We start from the raw sequence: 16,810 nt of genomic DNA on the forward strand, positions 1-16,810 counted from the left end.
ATTAAAATGGCACTATTTGGTACATTAGAAACTTTAAAATCACAAGTTTGTGATGTGAAGTTTCAAAAAGCTTTTGCTTATATTGAAAAATTGCAAAATAAAAATTCAAGTGAATATAAAAGTATTCTAAATACAAAAGTTGGAGAATGTAATAAAATAGTGTTAGATGAAAATTGTTTTGTTTTAGAACAAGCCTATATAACAAAAGATAAAGAAGATTGTTTATTTGAATCACATAAAAAGTATATTGACATTCAATATATGTTTGATGGTGATGAAATAATGGAAGTTGAAAACATAAACAATCTTCTTATTGAAACTCCTTATAAAGAGGATTTAGATTATGCAAAACATTTTCAATCTAAAAATGCTTCTGTATTAAAAATCAAAGAAAATGAACTTGCTATTTTTTATCCCTTTGATGCTCATATGCCTTGCATAAAAATAGATGAAAATAAAAAAATCATAAAAGCTGTTTTTAAAATATTAGTAAATAGTTGAAAATATTATGGAACATATATTTTCAGCATTAATTCCTGTTTTTGGACTTATTTTAATTGGCTATTTTTTTAAAAGAATAAAATTCCCATCCCATGAATTTTGGCCACAAGCAGATAAATTAACTTATTATATTTTAATGCCTGCACTTTTGATATATGAATTATCAAATGCTTCTTTAAACTCAAAAAATAGTTTTAGTTTTGTTATGGCTGCGCTTTTAGCAATATTTTTTACGATGATTATTTTGATAATTATAAATAAAATAAAACCTACTAATGCTTCATCTTTTACTTCTGTAATTCAAGGTGGAATTAGATTTAATACTTATGTATTTTTAGCTTTAAGTGGAGCTATTTTTGGAAAAGAAGGTTTAATTTTATCTGCGATTATTTTGACTTTTACTATTCCATTTATCAATGTTTTATGTATAACTATTTTTGCTTTATATGTAAGTAATGATAAATTACATTTTTTATATTTGATAAAATCAATTATTACAAATCCATTGATTGTTGCTTGTGTAATAGGTGGAACTATTAATTTTATAGGAATAGAATTTCCAGTTGTGATAAACAATACTTTAGCTATATTAAGTAAAGCAGCACTTCCTATGGGACTTTTGTCAGTTGGATTTGGACTTGTAATAAAAGAAATTTCATCTTTTAAAAGTGAACTAATTATTTCTAGTTTTGCAAAACATTTAATTATGCCAATATTAATTTTTATTTTTGCAAAATATTTTGAACTTGATAATATGATGATTTCTATTTTAGTTTTATTTGCAGTTTTACCAACTGCTCCAAGTTCTTTTATTCTTGCTCGTCAGCTTGGTGGGAATATGGGATTAATGTCAAGTATTATTACAGTGCAGACACTTTTGTCTGCACTGTTTATAATAATATTTCTAAAAATCTTTATCTAAAAATATTAACCTAACTCGTGTACTAAATCTAACTCTGCTTTTTCTAACATTGCAAACTCTTCATCTGCTGTTTTAGCAACTAAATGATTTTTACTATATAAGAAAAAGTATACAGCACCAATTACATATAAAATAATTGTATAGTTAAAAGCTCTAGGATCAAAAGCATAAACTCCTGTTAATGCAATTAAAGATAACACTAATGCAATTCCCGAAGTTACAACTCCTCCTGGTGTTTTATATGGTCTTGGCATATTTGGATTTTTAACTCTTAATAAAATATGACTTAAAGCCATTAATGCATAAGAAATTGTAGCTCCAACAACAGCCATTGCCAGCATTAAATCACCCTCTCCTGTTAATGATGCTAAAAAACCTAAAATACCTGGAACAATTAAAGCCCAAGTTGGAGTTTTTTTAGTACTTGTTAATGATAAGAATTGTGGTAAATATCCTGCTCTTGATAAAGCAAATACTAAACGACTATATCCGTAAATAATAGAAAAAAATGAAGCAATTAATCCAGCTAATCCCAATACATTTACAGTAGTTGCTAACGTTGTATTTCCATTTATATTTAAAGCATCAACCAAAGGAACAGTACTTTTTCCAATAGCATCAGCACCTGCAACACCTGCAAGTAAAAATACAATTAATACAGCTGAAAAAAGTAAAAAAATCATTGCTGCAATAATACCTTTTGGTATATCTTTTGCAGGATTTTTTGCTTCTTCTGCGGCTAGAGGCACACCTTCAACTGCTAAAAATAGCCACATACCAAATGGAAGTGCTGCCCAAACTCCATACCATCCATATGGTAAAAATTCTGTTGCCCCTGTTGCTTCGGCTGAAATTGCAATATCAAATAATTTAGTTGCATCAAAATTTCCTATTAAAGCAACTGCTGTTGCAATAATTGCAAATACAGCTAAAGCACTAATAACTATCATTGTTTTTAAAGCTTCACCTGCACCAAACAAATGAATAGAAATAAAAACTGTATAAAATAACGCATATACTAAAGGACCATTAAATCCTGTTAATGCCTCAACTGCTGAACCTATAAAAATTACAATCGCTGCGGGAGCTAGTGCATATTCAATTAGTATAGCAAGTCCCGTTAAATATCCACCTGCTGGTCCCATTACTTGTCTTGCAAAACTATATCCACCACCTGCTGCTGGAATTGATGCTGACATTTCAGCTAATGATAAAACTAAACAAAAATACATTATTGCCATTAAACCAGCCGCAATTGCAAATCCACCCCAACCAGCATGTGCAATACCAAAATTCCATCCAGCAAAATCACCTGAAATTACATAAGAAACTCCTAAACCTGCTAATAATATCCAACCTGCCGTTCCTCTTTTTAATTGTCTTTTGGCAAGATAATCTTTATTTATATGAACTTTACTCATTTTATTCCTTTATTTAATTAAAAAATTTTCTTCATTTATACTATTTTCTATAACATCATTAATTGTTCTATCTTTTAAATTCACTCCTGATAACTCTAATCTTCGTGACTCTTTTAATAAATACATTGTTTTTTTTACAGCCTCCTCATAAGATAATCCTTCACTTCTAATATTTGATATACAATTTCTACTGGCATCGCTTAAACCAACTTTTGGATTCCAAGTTAAATACAAACCTAAACTATCAGGTGAACTTAAACCTGGTCTCTCTCCAATTAAAACTATTGAAATTTTTGCTTTTAATAATTCTCCAACTTCATCACCAATGGCAACTCTTCCTTGTTGAACTATTGAAAAAGGTGATAAATTCCATTTTTGTTTATCTTCTTTTAATGCTATCATCAATTTTTTTATAAAATTAATTGCATTTTCTTTTATTGCCAATGAAGATAATCCATCAACAATAACTATTGATAAATCATAAAAAGTATTGTCATTGGCTTTTATTTTTTTTAATATTTCAGAAGAATTTTTATCTAATCTTCTACCTAAATCTGGTCGTTGTAAATATGTTGTTCTATTTATTGCTTGTGAATGCAATAAAATAGGAGAAGTTTTTTTATTTATATCATTTACAATCAACTGTTCAACAATATTTTCCACATCAAGCGGTAAATGAACTGCATCTTGAGCTTGAGCATGAGCCAATTGAAATGCCAATGAATGAGAAGTTGGAATACTAACTCCACTTCTTCCCAATCCAATTCTTGCATCTGTATAATCTTTGAGTAATGCCCAAGGATTTTCAATAATATTTGAATCAATTTTTTCTATATTATTCATTATTTATTTCCTATAACATTTGATAAAGATTTAAAGAATTTTTGTGGCATTTTTTCATTTAAAATAAATTTATCCATATTTTTGAATATTTCCATTTTTTCAAGCCAAGCCATAAATTCAGGAGCTGGTTTTAGATTTAAAACTCTTCTTGCGTATAAAGCATCATGAAAAGAGGTAGTTTGATAATTAAGCATAATATCATCGCTTCCTGGAATTCCCATAATAAAATTACATCCAGCAACACCAAGTAAAGTTAATAAATTATCCATATCATTTTGATCAGCATCTGCATGATTTGTATAACAAATATCACAACCCATTGGAAGTCCTAATAATTTTCCACAAAAGTGATCCTCAAGCCCTGCTCTTGTAATCTCTTTTCCATCAAACAAATATTCAGGTCCAATAAATCCAACAACGGTATTTACCAAAAGAGGATTAAACTTTTTAGCAACTGCATAAGCTCTAACTTCACAAGTTTGTTGATCTAGCCCAAAATTTGCATTAGCTGAAAGTGAACTGCCCTGCCCTGTTTCAAAATACATAACATTATTTCCAACAGTTCCACGATTTAATGAAAGTCCCGCTTCATGGGCTTCTTTTAAGATTTTAAGATTTATTCCAAAACTTGAATTTGTAGCTTCAGTTCCTCCAATTGATTGAAATACTAAATCAACAGGAGCACCTTTTTCAATAGCTTCAATAGTATTTGTAACATGAGTTAAAACGCAAGATTGTGTTGGAATTTCATATTTTTGGATTACATCATCCATGAGTTTTAAAAGTTTTATAGTTTGTTCAACATTATCAGTTGCTGGATTTATACCAATAACAGCATCACCATTTCCATATAATAATCCATCTAAAATACTCGCAGCTATTCCCATAACATCATCTGTTGGGTGGTTTGGTTGAAGTCTTGTTGATAAATGATTTGGTAAACCAATAGTATTTCTAAAAGATGTAACAACTGGACATTTTTTTGCGACCATTATCAAATCTTGATTTCTCATGATTTTACTAACTGCTGCTGCCATTTCAGGAGTTATTCCAGCTCTTGCTTGTTTGATTAAATCAATAGTTGTAGAATCACTTAATAACCAGTTTCTAAAATCTCCAACTGTTAAATGTGAAATTAATTTAAAAGCTTCTCCATCATGTTCATCGATAATTAATCTTGTGATTTCATCTTCTTCGTAGGGAATTAACACTTCATTTAAAAAAGTTTTCAAAGGAACTTCTGCTAAACACATTTGTGCAACAACTCTTTCTTGAGAAGAAAGTGCGCAAACTCCAGCTAAAATATCTCCTGAACGTTTTGGTGTAGCTTTTGCCATTAAATCTGCTAAATTTTTGAAACTATAAGTTTTATTTCCAAGTATATATTTGTAAGAAGTTTTCATATTTCAATTTGTATATTATTTTTATTCATATACATCCTTTTTTAGATTGCTAAAAATAGTTATATGATTAATACAACTACTTAAATGCAATTCTATAACTAATTAAAAATATATGATTATTAGGAATGTATAAATAATATTCAATAAAAATCATATTTTTTCTTATATTTTTATTTTAAATTACAACATTATTTATACAGTTTATTATCTAAACAAAGCTCAACTTTTTTGTATAATTTCTATATAAAGTTGTTATTATTTATACTATTGATTTTATTTTATTCATTTTTTATAAATTTTATAGAGTTTGGAACAGTTCTTGAAAAGATAAAAATTGAAAAAATACTAAATATCTAAGGAATATTTTGAAAAATCTCTCTTTAATTGTTCTTATATTTTTGTTAATTATCTCCGCTTTGATATTTAACTTATTTGATGCTAACAAAAAAATAGATAACTACTTTGAACTGAACAATCAAATAATTCATATATCTCAATTAAATACCAAACTGCAAGAATTTTCAAAAAACAATCTTAGTTCACAAAATTACAAAGAAATACAAATTGATATTAATACAATTAAAAATATTTTTTTTAATATTGAAAATAACAAAAATTATATTCAGCACAAAAAAACTAATTTTTATAAAAAAATATTATCAATAAAAATTCTTATTGAAGAAGAAATCGAAATAATTGAAAAAATGAATTCATTTAATATCATATTTAATAATTCAATCAAAAATATACAAATACTTAAATCAAAAATTGATCACAATAAATTTGATAAATTTTATAATATAGCTTTAACTTTGAATTATCAAAAAAGTATTGATATTTTTGAAATAAAAAATGAATTAAATAGTATTGGTTTTTCAAATAAACAAGAAGAAGATTTTATCTCTAATATCAATGTTATATTTGATTATTATACAAAAAAAGAAGATTTCCAAACTCAAATTAGCAATTTGAATTTATTTAATGAAATTAATACTTTACATAATATATTTGAATTTTATATGCAAGATATTATTAAAAATATCAAAAAATCAATGATTATTTTTATTGTTTTATTATCAATTTCTATTCTTTTATTTATTTATTATGCATATAGTGTGTTAAAAAATAAAATGGATTTGGATAAATTTAAAAATGCTTTGGATATTAGTGATAATATTATTATAATCACTGATGAAAAGCATAATATAAAATATGTAAACCAAGGTTTTGAAAAAACTACAGGTTATACAAAAGAAGAAGTAATTGGCAAAAAGCCATCAATTTTAAATTCTGGATTACTGGATAAAAAATTCTTTGATAATCTAAAAAGTACTATAAATAATGGTGAAAAATGGAATGGCGAGTTTATAAATAGAAATAAATTTGGGAAAATAACATATGAAAAAACTTCAATTACTCCAATAAAAAATCAGCATAATAAAATTGTAGAATTTTTAGCAATAAAACTTGATATTACAAAAGAAAAAGAGTATCAAAATATTTTAACTCAACAATCAAAAATGGTATCAATGGGAGAATTATTAGAAAACATCGCTCACCAATGGAGACAACCTTTATCAATTATTAGTTCTTTGTCTTCTAGTATGTTAATCCAATTTCAATATGCAAATCCTTCAAAAGAAGAGTTACAAACATCATTTGAAAAGATATTTGAAACTACTCAAAAATTATCAAACACAATAGATGATTTAAAAAACTTTTTTGATAAAAATGAAGAAATTGTTGCTTTTGAAATAGGAACAACCATAGAAAAAGCTATTAATTTATTTAACATCAAACTTGAATTTAATGAAGTACAAGTTGAATTTGAAAAAATTAACAATTGTATTTTAGAAGGAAAAGAGAGTGAATTTATTCAAGTTATTTTAAATATTTTGAATAACTCTTTTGATGCTTTTAAACATAAAAATATTAAAAATAAAATCATAAGAATCAATACAAATATTGAAGATAATTATTTAAAAATAGCTATAAGTGACAATGCAGGAGGAACTAATTCAAATATTTTAGACAAAATGTTTGAGCTTTATTTTACAACTAAACACAAAGCTATTGGAACAGGAATTGGTCTTTATATGGTTTATCAAATAATCACTTACCATTTAAAAGGTAGAGTTTATGCAAAAAACAGTTGTTTAATTACCCAAGAAAAAGAAGAAAATAAAGGAATCTCAATAATAATTGAGATTCCTCTAAACTAAATTATAAAAATACTTTTACAATAACTTGAATAGCTAAAGCTGAAAGTAATACTTTTAAAATCATAGTAAATTTTTTACCATCTATTTTATCTCTTAGTTTTGTAGCAACCCAACTTCCACTAATTGCACCAATAATCATAGCAACTATCACTCCAATATAATCAAAAAATACAAAACCAAAATACATAAATACAAATACTTTTAAAATATGTGTAATACTCATAAGTGCAGCTCCAGTTGCTACAACTTTATTTTTATCTTCGTAATCTTTGAATAAAAGTGTCATAGTAAGTGGTCCAGTAGCTCCTACAACCATTGAAAGACCTGTTTGAAAAAAACCTGCAAGGAAATAACTCTCGTATCTTTTGATTTTTTCATTAAATTTTTCTGACCATAAAGACAATAAAATATAAACTCCAATAAATAAAGGAACATATTCAAGGGAAATTAGATTTAAAACTGCTGCAAACATTCCAATACCAATAGCTGAACCTAATAAAAATTTTGGAATTACTTCATATTGAACATCTTTATATCCAAATATTGCTCGACTTAAATTACTTGAAACTTGAGTCAAACCATGAATAGGTATCAAAGCATTTAAAGGTAAAAATGAAGGTAAAATTACTATTAACATCATACCTCCACCAACTCCAACAATTCCAGCAATTGTAGAAGTAAAAAATGTAATTAGTCCTAAAATCAATTCATCCATAAAAATCATCCTCACAATAAATTAGCGTAAAATACCCTATTAAGGCTTATTTATCAAAAAAGGGGTTATAATATTTTCTTTTAAAGGGAAGAAATAATGAAAAGATTACTAATAGTTACTATATTTTTAACAAATATTTTATTTGCAAATGATACTTATAACACAGAAAATTCAGGAAAAATTGATATGCATGGTGGGAAAAGTGATAAATTAGTTCCACAAAAATTGGGAAATATTAATATTTCAAAACCAATATCTCCAATTGCTCCAAAAAAATTAATTGAAGATGAAAAGAAAAAAGAAGAAAAAAAGGAAATTACTAAATAATGGCTACATATAAATTTATTTCATGGAATGTAAATGGCGTAAGAGCCGTTGATAAAAAAGAGGCTTTAAAATGGATAGATGAACATGATGTTCACCTTTTAGGACTTCAAGAAACAAAATCTATGAAAGAACAAATCCCAAAAACAATTTTTAATAAACAGTTCAAAACAATGACAGCAAGTGCCTCAGCAATAAAAGGAAGAAGTGGAACTGCCCTATTTACTGATATTGAAACTACATTTGAGTGTAACTGTCCTACTGTGGATATTTTAGATGAAGGAAGAATAAACGAAGTTCATTTCACACTTGGAGATAAAGATATCGCATTTTTTAATGTATATTTTCCAAATGGTCAAAGTAAAGAAGAAAGACTGGTTTATAAAATGGAGTTTTATGATAGATTTTTAGAACATTGTGAAAGCTTAAAAAAACAAGGAAAATCAATCATAGTTTGTGGAGATGTAAATACAGCTCACAAAGAAATAGACCTAGCACGACCAAAAGCAAATGAACAAACATCGGGATTTTTACCAATGGAGAGACAATGGATAGATAAATTTCTATCTTTTGGATATGTAGATACTTTAAGACATGTAGTTGGTGATAAAACTGACCTTTATAGCTGGTGGAGTTACCGAGCAAACGCAAGAGAAAATAATGTTGGCTGGAGAATCGATTATTTTTATGTAAGTGAAGATTTAAAAGATTATGTTAAAGATGCCTATATTTTGGCTGATATTTATGGAAGTGACCATTGCCCAATTGCTTTAGAGATGGAATTTTAACAAAAAAGTTGAAATATGAAAAACAGTATAACAAACAGATATGATAAAAACTCTAACGATGAACTTGTAATAAATATTTCAGCATCAAAAGTTGAAGATTTATTTGAGGATTATGATAAAAAATCTACTTTTATTAAAAAAGATTTAAAAGAATCCCTAGAAAAGTATCTAATAGAAAGTGTAGAGGAAATAGGAGAACATCCATTTATTATCAAATTCTATTTTGATGAAATATCAAATGAAGAATCAAACCAAAAAGTGCAAAATAGTATAAAAGATTATTTTGAATATTTACAATATTGGGAACATAAAAAGATGACTGTTCAGATAAAAAACTCTTTTATTTTTCTTCTTGTTGGTTTTATTTTTGTTTCTATCTCTTTTAATTTAGCTGAAAATGAAGAGTTCTTTTTTAGGCTTATTTCTGAGGGTTCAATGGTTGCTGGTTGGGTTTCTCTTTGGGAAGCTTTGGCAACAATCTTGATAAAATGGTTGCCCTTGAGAAATAAACTAAAAATATTTAGAAATATTTCTACTGCTAAAATAGAATTTAATCAAATAAAAGAGTAAGTGATTTTTGAAAGAATATTTTTCAAATCTTCTTTCTCTTTTTGAGTTAAAATACTAAATTTTTTTTCTTTAGCTTTTGCAATTTCTACCATACAATTTTCTATTAACTCTCTACCTTGCATAGTTAAACTTATAAGCATACTTCTTTTATCACTAGAAGATGCTTCTCTTTTAATGAGGTTTCTTTCTTCAAGTTTTTTTAAAACTTTTGTCATTCCTCCAGAAGAAAATATCGTTGCATCATATAAATCAGTTGGTGATAAAGGGTTATCATCAAAATATAAAGAAGCTAATACATCAATATGAGAATGTAATAAATCATATTGTGTTTTAAAAAAATGCTCACTTTCATTAAACATATTTTTATGAATTAATGTTATTGGTAAAGTTAATGCAAAAATCTCAAATTCTCTTGATTTGATGGTAGTATTATAAAATTTATCTATGTGTTTTCTTTTCATGCTGAAATTCTAGCTAAATTATTATTAATACAAATTTATCTTTCTAGAAAGATAAATTTAAGTTCTTTTATTCTAAAATCTAAAATCAAAAAAATTATAAGGAGTTATTTTGAAAAAAATATATTTTATTTTTTTAATTCCTCTTTTTTTATCCGCTCAGAATTTGGAAGAGTTAATTAATTTATCTATACAAAATAAACTAGTTGATTCTTCTCAAAAGAGTTTAGATTCAATAAAAGATGAATATGAAAGCGTAAAAAGTGGTTATATGCCAAGCTTAGATGTTGGAGCAGGTCATTCTACAACTGATAAAGAAACAGCTAGTGTCCCTAAAAAATCATCAAAAGTTTATGGAAGTTTGAGTTATGAACTTTATGATGGTGGTAAAAAATCTGATACCTATGATAGTTATGAATCATCTATAAAAGGTAGTGAACAATCAGTAGAAGCATTAAAAAATGATATTTCATTGGATGTTATAAATTATTACTACAAATATCTATCTTATATTTCACAAAAAGATGCAAAAATAAAAGAGATAGAACAGCTAGAATCGCAATTAACAAGATTATCAAGATTTTTAGATGCAGGTACAACAACAGAAGATGAAGTTCAAAAAATTATTTCAAGATTAGAAAATTCAAAAGTTACTTTACAGGAAATAGAACTTGAAATGATAACTATAACTCATAATTTAGAGTATATTACAGGACAAACTGTTTCAATTGATGCAGGTTCAAATGTAAAAGAACTAGAAAATGATGCTCAAACTGATTTAAGATTTGATTTAAAATCTACAGAATTTAACTTAGAATCAAAACTTGCAAGTGCAAGAAGTGAAAAAAGTGGTTATTTACCAACAATAACACTTGATAATACATATTCATATTATGATTCAAATTTTGATAATAGTACATATGAAAGCAATGCTTTAGATCATCAAAATGTTTTATCTGCAAATTTAAAATGGAATATATTTTCTTTTGGAGAAACTAAATATAAATATGAATCAAAATATAAAGATTATTTAAGTTCAAAATCAAAATATGAATATGAAAAAAATAAAGGTAATGTTGATTTACAATTAGCACTTAAATCTTATGATATTTCAAAAGCAAAAATTAAATCTTCAGAAGCTAATTTAAAAGCTGCAACTACAGCCTATGATGTAATCAAATCAAAATATGAAAGTGGATTGATTGATAATGTATCATTTTTAGAAAGTTTAAGTGAAAAATATACAGCGCTTAGCCAGTTAAAAACATCGCAAAATGATTTAGAAATCAAAAAAGCAAAAATACTTTACTATAGTGGTAAAAAATTAGAGGAATATATAAAATGAGAAAATCAATAATAGCAATAGCATTTATTTTTTTAGGATTAAATACATTAAATGCAGAAGAGACAAAAGTAGTAGCTGAAGCCCCTGCTTTACCTGTTCAAACTTTTACAGTAACAAAACAAGAAAATACTACAAGTAAAACTTATCCAACTATTTTAAAAGCATATGAACAAGTTAATGTTATGGCAAGGGTTACTGGAATATTAAAAGAAAAACATTTTAAAGAAGGTGATTTTGTAAAAAAAGGAGCTTTACTTTATAAAATAGAGCCTGATACTTATTTAGCAAACCTAAATATAAAAAAAGCTGAATTTACAAAAGCAAAAAAAGATTATGAAAGAGCAAAATCTCTAATAGCTTCAAAATCTATCAGTTTACAAGCTTTTGATGATTATACATATCAATATGAAAGCTCAAAAGCGGCACTAGATGAAGCACAAATAAACCTTAATTATACAAATGTAACAGCTCCAATTGATGGAATTATTGGAATTAAAAAATTTGATATTGGTGATTTAGTAGGGAAGAATGATGATAGTTCACTGCTACTTACAATTACAAATTCAAATCCTATTCATGCAGAATTTTCTTTACCTAAAGATGATATGAATGAATTTTTATCACAAATAAAAAGTAAAAAAATAAAAATAAAATTAATCACAAATGGTAAAACTTATGAAGATGGACAAATTGATTTTATTGCACCAACAATAGATACAAATACTGATACTCTACTTTTAAGAGCAAAATTTGATAACTCTGATAATGAATTAATAGTTGGTAATTTTACAAAAATAGAGATTTCAAATTTATCTTTAGGAGATGTTTTTATTGTTCCTGAAAATGCTGTATTAAAAACTGCTAAAGCTACTATGGTTTTTGTAGTTGATGAAAACAATATAGCAAAAGTTAGACCTGTTGTTACAGGAGATTTAGTAAAAACTGGAATGGTTATTAAAGATGGTTTAAAACCAAATGAACAAATTGTAACTAGTAATTTTGCAAAATTAAGACCTAATACAAAAGTTCAAATACTGAATAAAGAGAAATAATTATGATTTCCTCATTTTTTATAAAAAACCCAGTTTTTGCTGGAGTTTTATCAATTATAATATTTTTAACAGGATTAATCTCTATGTTCAATCTTCCAATTGAACAATATCCAAGAGTTTTACCACCACAAATTATTGTAAGTACTTCGTATCCAGGAGCTAGTGCAGATACAATTGCTAAAACAGTTGCTGCACCACTTGAAGAAAAAATAAATGGTGCAAAAGATATGCTTTATATGAATTCTATTGCAGAAGATAGTGGAAGATTAAGTATAAATGTATTTTTTGAAATTGGAACAGACCCAGATAGTGCAAAAATTGATGTAAACAATAGAGTTCAAGCAGCTTTATCAAAAATGCCCGATCAAGTACAAAGACAAGGTGTTGTTGTAAGTGAAAGAAGTCCAAGTATTTTACAATTTATTATGCTTCAATCTCCAAATAACACTTATGATTCTATATATTTATCAAACTATGCTCTATTAAACTTAGTTGAATCTTTAAAAAGGGTTAAAGGAGTTGGTGATGCAATGATTTTTGGAGCAAAAGATTACTCTATTAGAATTTGGATGGATCCTTTAAAATTATCAAAATATTCACTTGCTACAACAGATGTAATAGCTGCAATTAAAGAGCAAAATAATCAGTATGCAGCAGGAAAAATTGCTTCTGAACCAATTGCAGAAAAACAGATGTACACATATACAATTCAAACTCCAAATAGATTTGAAAATCCTACTCAATTTGGAGATATTGTAATTAGAGCAAATGAAGATGGAAGTAGCTTAAGATTAAAAGATATTGCGAGTATTGAACTTGGAACTAGTGATTATAGTGTTGTAACAAGATTAAATAACGCACCTTCTATTCCTATTGGAATATTTTTACAAAGTGGAGCAAATGCACTTGAAACTGCTAATGCTATAAAAAAAGCTTTAGAAGATGCTAGTAAACTTTTTCCTGAAGATATAACATATAGTCTTCCTTATGATAGTACAGATTTTATTACAGCATCAATAAATGAAGTTGTTAAAACTTTTGTTGAAGCTTTAGCTTTAGTTATTTTAATTATATTCTTATTTTTACAAAGCTGGAGAGCAACTATTATCCCACTTATTGCTGTTCCTATATCTATTATAGGAGCATTTGCTGGAATGTATGCCTTAGGATTTAGTATTAACTTATTAACTCTATTTGGTCTTGTTCTTGCAATTGGTATTGTTGTTGATGATGCTATTATTGTTATTGAAAATATCGAAAGACACATGGATGAAGGGAAAACCCCTAAAGAAGCTGCATTTATTGCTATGAAAGAAGTAACTGGGGCTTTAATTGCAATTATCTTAGTTTTAGGAGCTGTATTTATCCCTGTTGCATTTATGAGTGGATTAAGTGGAGAGATGTATAGACAATTTGCTATTACTATTGTAATCTCTGTTTTTATCTCAGGATTTGTTGCTTTGACTTTAACGCCATCTCTTTGTGTAAAAATATTAAAAAACAAAAAACATGAACCAAAAGGCTTTTTCAAATGGTTTAATACTATGTTTGATAGAGCAACAAAAGGATATTCACTTATAGTTAAAAAAACTATTAGATTTTCATTAATATCTGTTTTACTGTATGTTGGATTATTATTTGTATCTTATGATATGTTTAAATCTATGAAAACAGGACTTATTCCAGATGAAGATCAAGGAACTATTTTTGTATTTGGATTTAATCCTCCTGGATATTCAATATCAAAATCGTTAGAGCTTTCAGAAGAAACAAATAAAATTATTGCAGAAGATCCAAATGTTGCTAATATAATAACTCTTGCGGGATATGATTTTACAACATCTGCTCAAAGAACACATACAGTTGCAACGATTATTAAATTAAAAGATTGGAGTAAAAGACCAAATCCAGACCAAGATGCACAAGTATTGCTAGCAAAATTTAGTAAACAACTTATGGGTACAAGTGAAGGTTTCTCCGTGGCAGTTGTTCCGCCTCCTATTATGGGTATGAGTGTTACTGGTGGATTTGATATGTATATTCAAGACAGAAAAGGTGGAAGTATTGAAGATTTAGGAAATGTAGTTAATCAAATAATTGAAAAAGCAAAAACTAGACCTGAATTAATGGGTGTTAGAACTGCACTTGCTGCAAATATACCCCAATATAAAATTGATGTAGATACTGAAAAAGCTAAGGCTAAAGATGTAAATTTAAATGATATTTATAGCACTATAAATGCAACATTTGGAAGTTATTATGTAAATGACTTTTCACTTTATGGAAGAACATATAAAGTAAATTTACAAGCAAATGATGAATATAGAAATAATATTAATGATTTCCAATATGTTTATGTAAGATCAAATAAAGGAGAACTTCTACCTATAAACTCATTTATAACTAGTAAAAAAATAGTTGGTGCAGATATTGTAGAGAGATTTAACCTTTTCCAAGCAGCAAAAGTATCTGGACAACCAGCAGCTGGATATAGTTCAGGAGATTCACTAAAAGCTATTGAAGAAGTTGCAAATGAAGTTTTACCAGAAGGTTATACTATTAGTTGGACAGGAACTGCTTACCAAGAAAAACAAATTGGAGGAAGTTCAGCACAAGCATTTATTTTTGGAATTATCTTCTTATTTTTAATTCTTTGTGCACTTTATGAAAGATGGTTACTACCAATTTCGGTTGTATTAGCTGTACCATTTGCAATTTTTGGAGCAATACTTGCTACAAATTTAAGAAGTTTAGATAACAATATTTATTTTCAAATTGGACTTTTAGTTCTTGCTGGACTTGCTGCTAAAAATGCTATTCTTATTGTTGAATTTGCCCTGCAAAAGCAAAAAGAAGGAATGAAACTTATTGATGCTGCACTTGAAGCTGCAAGAATAAGACTTAGACCAATTATCATGACTTCTTTAGCATTTACAGTTGGAGTTATGCCACTTGCTATTGGTAGTGGAGCTGGAGCTGCGAGTAAACACTCAATAGGAACTGGAGTTATTGGAGGAATGTTAGCTGCTACATTTATAGCAATTTTATTTATTCCTCTATTTTATATCTTGATTTCAAGACTTAGTGGACATAAAGATGATGAAGTTCTAACTCAAAAAGAAGAAGATTAATTCTCTTCTTTTTGTGGTAAAGCAATAATATATCTTAAACCTTTTTCACTATTATTTATTTTCAAATCTCCTTGTAAACTATTTTTTATCACAAGTTTTACCATATAAAGTCCAGTTCCTGTTCCTGTTGATTTAGTTGTATAGTATGGATCAAAAATCTTTTCTAAACTCTCTTCTTTTACTCCACCTGCATTATCTTCCATAATTAAAATTGTATAAGATTGTTTTGACAGAACTTTTATATTTATCTCTTTATTTTCTCTTTCTCTTTCTTTAAAAGCATCCATAGAATTATTTAAAATATTTAATATAACTTGTTCCAGTTCTGTTTCTATTCCATAAACTTTTTCATCTTTATATTCAATATTAATTTTAACTCTATTCATCTCAAATTGATTTCCCATAAATTTTAGGGATTTTTCAATTGCACTTTTTATCTCAAATACAACTTTTTGTTTATTGGGATTAAAGAAATCTCTAAAATCATCTATAGTTTCACTTAAAAAATTTATTTGTTCTTTTGTATTTTTTGAAAAATCATCAATAAATTTATTGTTTATTTCATTCGAAAAAAAAGAGTCTTTAACATCATTACAATACAAAGATAAAATATTTAAAGGCTGTTTTAACTGATGAGCAATTACACCTATCATTTCACCCATTGTTGCCATTTTTGATTGATGAATTAATACTTTATCTTTTGAAGCAATTAACTCAACATCTAGTTTTCTTTTTTCAAAAATATCAATATAAACTTTTAATTTAGAATTTAACAAAATATCATGGATAGGTTTTGTGATATATTCAATTGCCCCTAAATTATAGCCTTTTGTTTTGTATTCATCTTTATCATAAATTCCTGTAATAAAAATAACAGGAATATTTTTTGTTTTTTCAATATTTTTCAAATATTCAACAAACTCAAATCCATCAATTTCTGGCATCTGAACATCTGTTAAAATCAAATCAATATTCTCTTTCATGAGTATTTCCATACCTTCTTGAGCACTTAATGCTGAAAAAATATTAACATCAAAACTATCTTCAATCATCATTTTCAAAGAATATATATTTTCTGATACATCGTCTACTAATAAAATATTAAATTTATCCAC

Annotated in this window: 15 protein-coding genes; 9 read left to right on the plus strand and 6 right to left on the minus strand. The window is 26.9% G+C overall.

The features are described 5' to 3' along the window. Positions 1-6: 6 nt before the first annotated feature. Both ASUIS_RS09000 and ASUIS_RS09005 read left to right on the plus strand, forming a co-directional pair. Positions 7-501, plus strand: coding sequence for a YhcH/YjgK/YiaL family protein (locus ASUIS_RS09000; protein WP_118886725.1), 495 nt, complete (start codon positions 7-9; stop codon positions 499-501). Positions 502-508: 7 nt separating this feature from the next. Beyond that, on the plus strand, positions 509-1,423 hold the full coding sequence (locus tag ASUIS_RS09005; RefSeq protein WP_118886726.1) for an AEC family transporter: 915 nt from the start codon (positions 509-511) through the stop codon (positions 1,421-1,423). 5 nt (positions 1,424-1,428) lie between these two features. Here the strand turns inward: ASUIS_RS09005 and eat are convergent, their stop codons facing one another. Genes eat through ASUIS_RS09020 form a run of 3 tightly spaced genes read right to left on the minus strand, consistent with a single transcriptional unit; the run spans position 1,429 to position 5,090 of the window. Next, positions 1,429-2,844, minus strand: coding sequence for an ethanolamine permease (eat, locus tag ASUIS_RS09010; protein ID WP_118886727.1), 1,416 nt, complete (start codon positions 2,842-2,844; stop codon positions 1,429-1,431). 9 nt (positions 2,845-2,853) lie between these two features. Continuing rightward, entirely contained in the window at positions 2,854-3,687 is an 834-nt protein-coding gene (eutC, locus tag ASUIS_RS09015; protein ID WP_118886728.1) for an ethanolamine ammonia-lyase subunit EutC, read from the minus strand. Then, positions 3,687-5,090 carry an ethanolamine ammonia-lyase subunit EutB gene (locus ASUIS_RS09020; RefSeq protein WP_118886729.1) on the minus strand — a complete coding sequence of 468 codons (1,404 nt, stop codon included), beginning with the start codon at positions 5,088-5,090 and terminating at the stop codon, positions 3,687-3,689. Before ASUIS_RS09020 ends, eutC begins: the two co-directional genes overlap by 1 nt. Before the next feature lie 365 nt (positions 5,091-5,455). On the opposite strand from ASUIS_RS09020, the gene ASUIS_RS09025 reads away from it, so the two are divergent. Then, positions 5,456-7,312 carry a PAS domain-containing sensor histidine kinase gene (locus ASUIS_RS09025; RefSeq protein ID WP_118886730.1) on the plus strand — a complete coding sequence of 619 codons (1,857 nt, stop codon included), beginning with the start codon at positions 5,456-5,458 and terminating at the stop codon, positions 7,310-7,312. Position 7,313: 1 nt separating this feature from the next. On the opposite strand, the gene ASUIS_RS09030 is transcribed toward ASUIS_RS09025, so the two are convergent. Continuing rightward, positions 7,314-8,027 carry a sulfite exporter TauE/SafE family protein gene (locus ASUIS_RS09030; protein ID WP_118886731.1) on the minus strand — a complete coding sequence of 238 codons (714 nt, stop codon included), beginning with the start codon at positions 8,025-8,027 and terminating at the stop codon, positions 7,314-7,316. Positions 8,028-8,123: 96 nt separating this feature from the next. On the opposite strand from ASUIS_RS09030, the gene ASUIS_RS09035 reads away from it, so the two are divergent. The 3 genes from ASUIS_RS09035 to ASUIS_RS09045 are packed head-to-tail and all read left to right on the plus strand — an operon-like array spanning position 8,124 to position 9,709. Beyond that, a complete protein-coding gene (locus tag ASUIS_RS09035) occupies positions 8,124-8,354 on the plus strand; it encodes a hypothetical protein (RefSeq protein WP_118886732.1) in 231 nt (76 codons plus the stop codon). Further along, positions 8,354-9,139, plus strand: a complete 786-nt coding sequence (locus ASUIS_RS09040) for an exodeoxyribonuclease III (protein WP_192894491.1) — start codon at positions 8,354-8,356, stop codon at positions 9,137-9,139. The genes ASUIS_RS09035 and ASUIS_RS09040 overlap by 1 nt, the downstream gene beginning before the upstream one ends. Before the next feature lie 15 nt (positions 9,140-9,154). Further along, positions 9,155-9,709 (plus strand): hypothetical protein, encoded by a 555-nt coding sequence (locus tag ASUIS_RS09045; RefSeq protein ID WP_118886734.1) that lies wholly within the window; start codon positions 9,155-9,157, stop codon positions 9,707-9,709. Here the strand turns inward: ASUIS_RS09045 and ASUIS_RS09050 are convergent. Beyond that, positions 9,694-10,170 (minus strand): MarR family winged helix-turn-helix transcriptional regulator, encoded by a 477-nt coding sequence (locus tag ASUIS_RS09050; protein ID WP_118886735.1) that lies wholly within the window; start codon positions 10,168-10,170, stop codon positions 9,694-9,696. The genes ASUIS_RS09045 and ASUIS_RS09050 overlap by 16 nt on opposite strands. 109 nt (positions 10,171-10,279) lie before the next feature. On the opposite strand from ASUIS_RS09050, the gene ASUIS_RS09055 reads away from it, so the two are divergent. The 3 genes from ASUIS_RS09055 to ASUIS_RS09065 are packed head-to-tail and all read left to right on the plus strand — an operon-like array spanning position 10,280 to position 15,695. Continuing rightward, entirely contained in the window at positions 10,280-11,512 is a 1,233-nt protein-coding gene (locus tag ASUIS_RS09055) for a TolC family protein (protein WP_118886736.1), read from the plus strand. Continuing rightward, a complete protein-coding gene (locus ASUIS_RS09060) occupies positions 11,509-12,564 on the plus strand; it encodes an efflux RND transporter periplasmic adaptor subunit (RefSeq protein ID WP_118886737.1) in 1,056 nt (351 codons plus the stop codon). Before ASUIS_RS09055 ends, ASUIS_RS09060 begins: the two co-directional genes overlap by 4 nt. A gap of 2 nt (positions 12,565-12,566) precedes the next feature. After that, a complete protein-coding gene (locus ASUIS_RS09065; RefSeq protein ID WP_118886738.1) occupies positions 12,567-15,695 on the plus strand; it encodes an efflux RND transporter permease subunit in 3,129 nt (1,042 codons plus the stop codon). On the opposite strand, the gene ASUIS_RS09070 is transcribed toward ASUIS_RS09065, so the two are convergent. Next, positions 15,692-16,810 carry a hybrid sensor histidine kinase/response regulator gene (locus tag ASUIS_RS09070; protein ID WP_118886739.1) on the minus strand — a complete coding sequence of 373 codons (1,119 nt, stop codon included), beginning with the start codon at positions 16,808-16,810 and terminating at the stop codon, positions 15,692-15,694. The genes ASUIS_RS09065 and ASUIS_RS09070 overlap by 4 nt on opposite strands.

The organism is Arcobacter suis CECT 7833 (genome assembly GCF_003544815.1).
GTDB classification, from domain to species: domain Bacteria; phylum Campylobacterota; class Campylobacteria; order Campylobacterales; family Arcobacteraceae; genus Aliarcobacter; species Aliarcobacter suis.

Excerpts from the sequence above, each read along its gene's own strand:
- ASUIS_RS09000 (WP_118886725.1), top strand. The coding sequence starts at position 7 with ATGGCACTATTTGGTACATTAGAAACTTTAAAATCACAAGTTTGTGAT.
- ASUIS_RS09005 (WP_118886726.1), top strand. The coding sequence starts at position 509 with ATGGAACATATATTTTCAGCATTAATTCCTGTTTTTGGACTTATTTTA.
- eat (WP_118886727.1), bottom strand. The coding sequence starts at position 2,844 with ATGAGTAAAGTTCATATAAATAAAGATTATCTTGCCAAAAGACAATTA.
- eutC (WP_118886728.1), bottom strand. The coding sequence starts at position 3,687 with ATGAATAATATAGAAAAAATTGATTCAAATATTATTGAAAATCCTTGG.
- ASUIS_RS09020 (WP_118886729.1), bottom strand. The coding sequence starts at position 5,090 with ATGAAAACTTCTTACAAATATATACTTGGAAATAAAACTTATAGTTTC.
- ASUIS_RS09030 (WP_118886731.1), bottom strand. The coding sequence starts at position 8,027 with ATGGATGAATTGATTTTAGGACTAATTACATTTTTTACTTCTACAATT.
- ASUIS_RS09035 (WP_118886732.1), top strand. The coding sequence starts at position 8,124 with ATGAAAAGATTACTAATAGTTACTATATTTTTAACAAATATTTTATTT.
- ASUIS_RS09040 (WP_192894491.1), top strand. The coding sequence starts at position 8,354 with ATGGCTACATATAAATTTATTTCATGGAATGTAAATGGCGTAAGAGCC.
- ASUIS_RS09045 (WP_118886734.1), top strand. The coding sequence starts at position 9,155 with ATGAAAAACAGTATAACAAACAGATATGATAAAAACTCTAACGATGAA.
- ASUIS_RS09050 (WP_118886735.1), bottom strand. The coding sequence starts at position 10,170 with ATGAAAAGAAAACACATAGATAAATTTTATAATACTACCATCAAATCA.
- ASUIS_RS09060 (WP_118886737.1), top strand. The coding sequence starts at position 11,509 with ATGAGAAAATCAATAATAGCAATAGCATTTATTTTTTTAGGATTAAAT.
- ASUIS_RS09065 (WP_118886738.1), top strand. The coding sequence starts at position 12,567 with ATGATTTCCTCATTTTTTATAAAAAACCCAGTTTTTGCTGGAGTTTTA.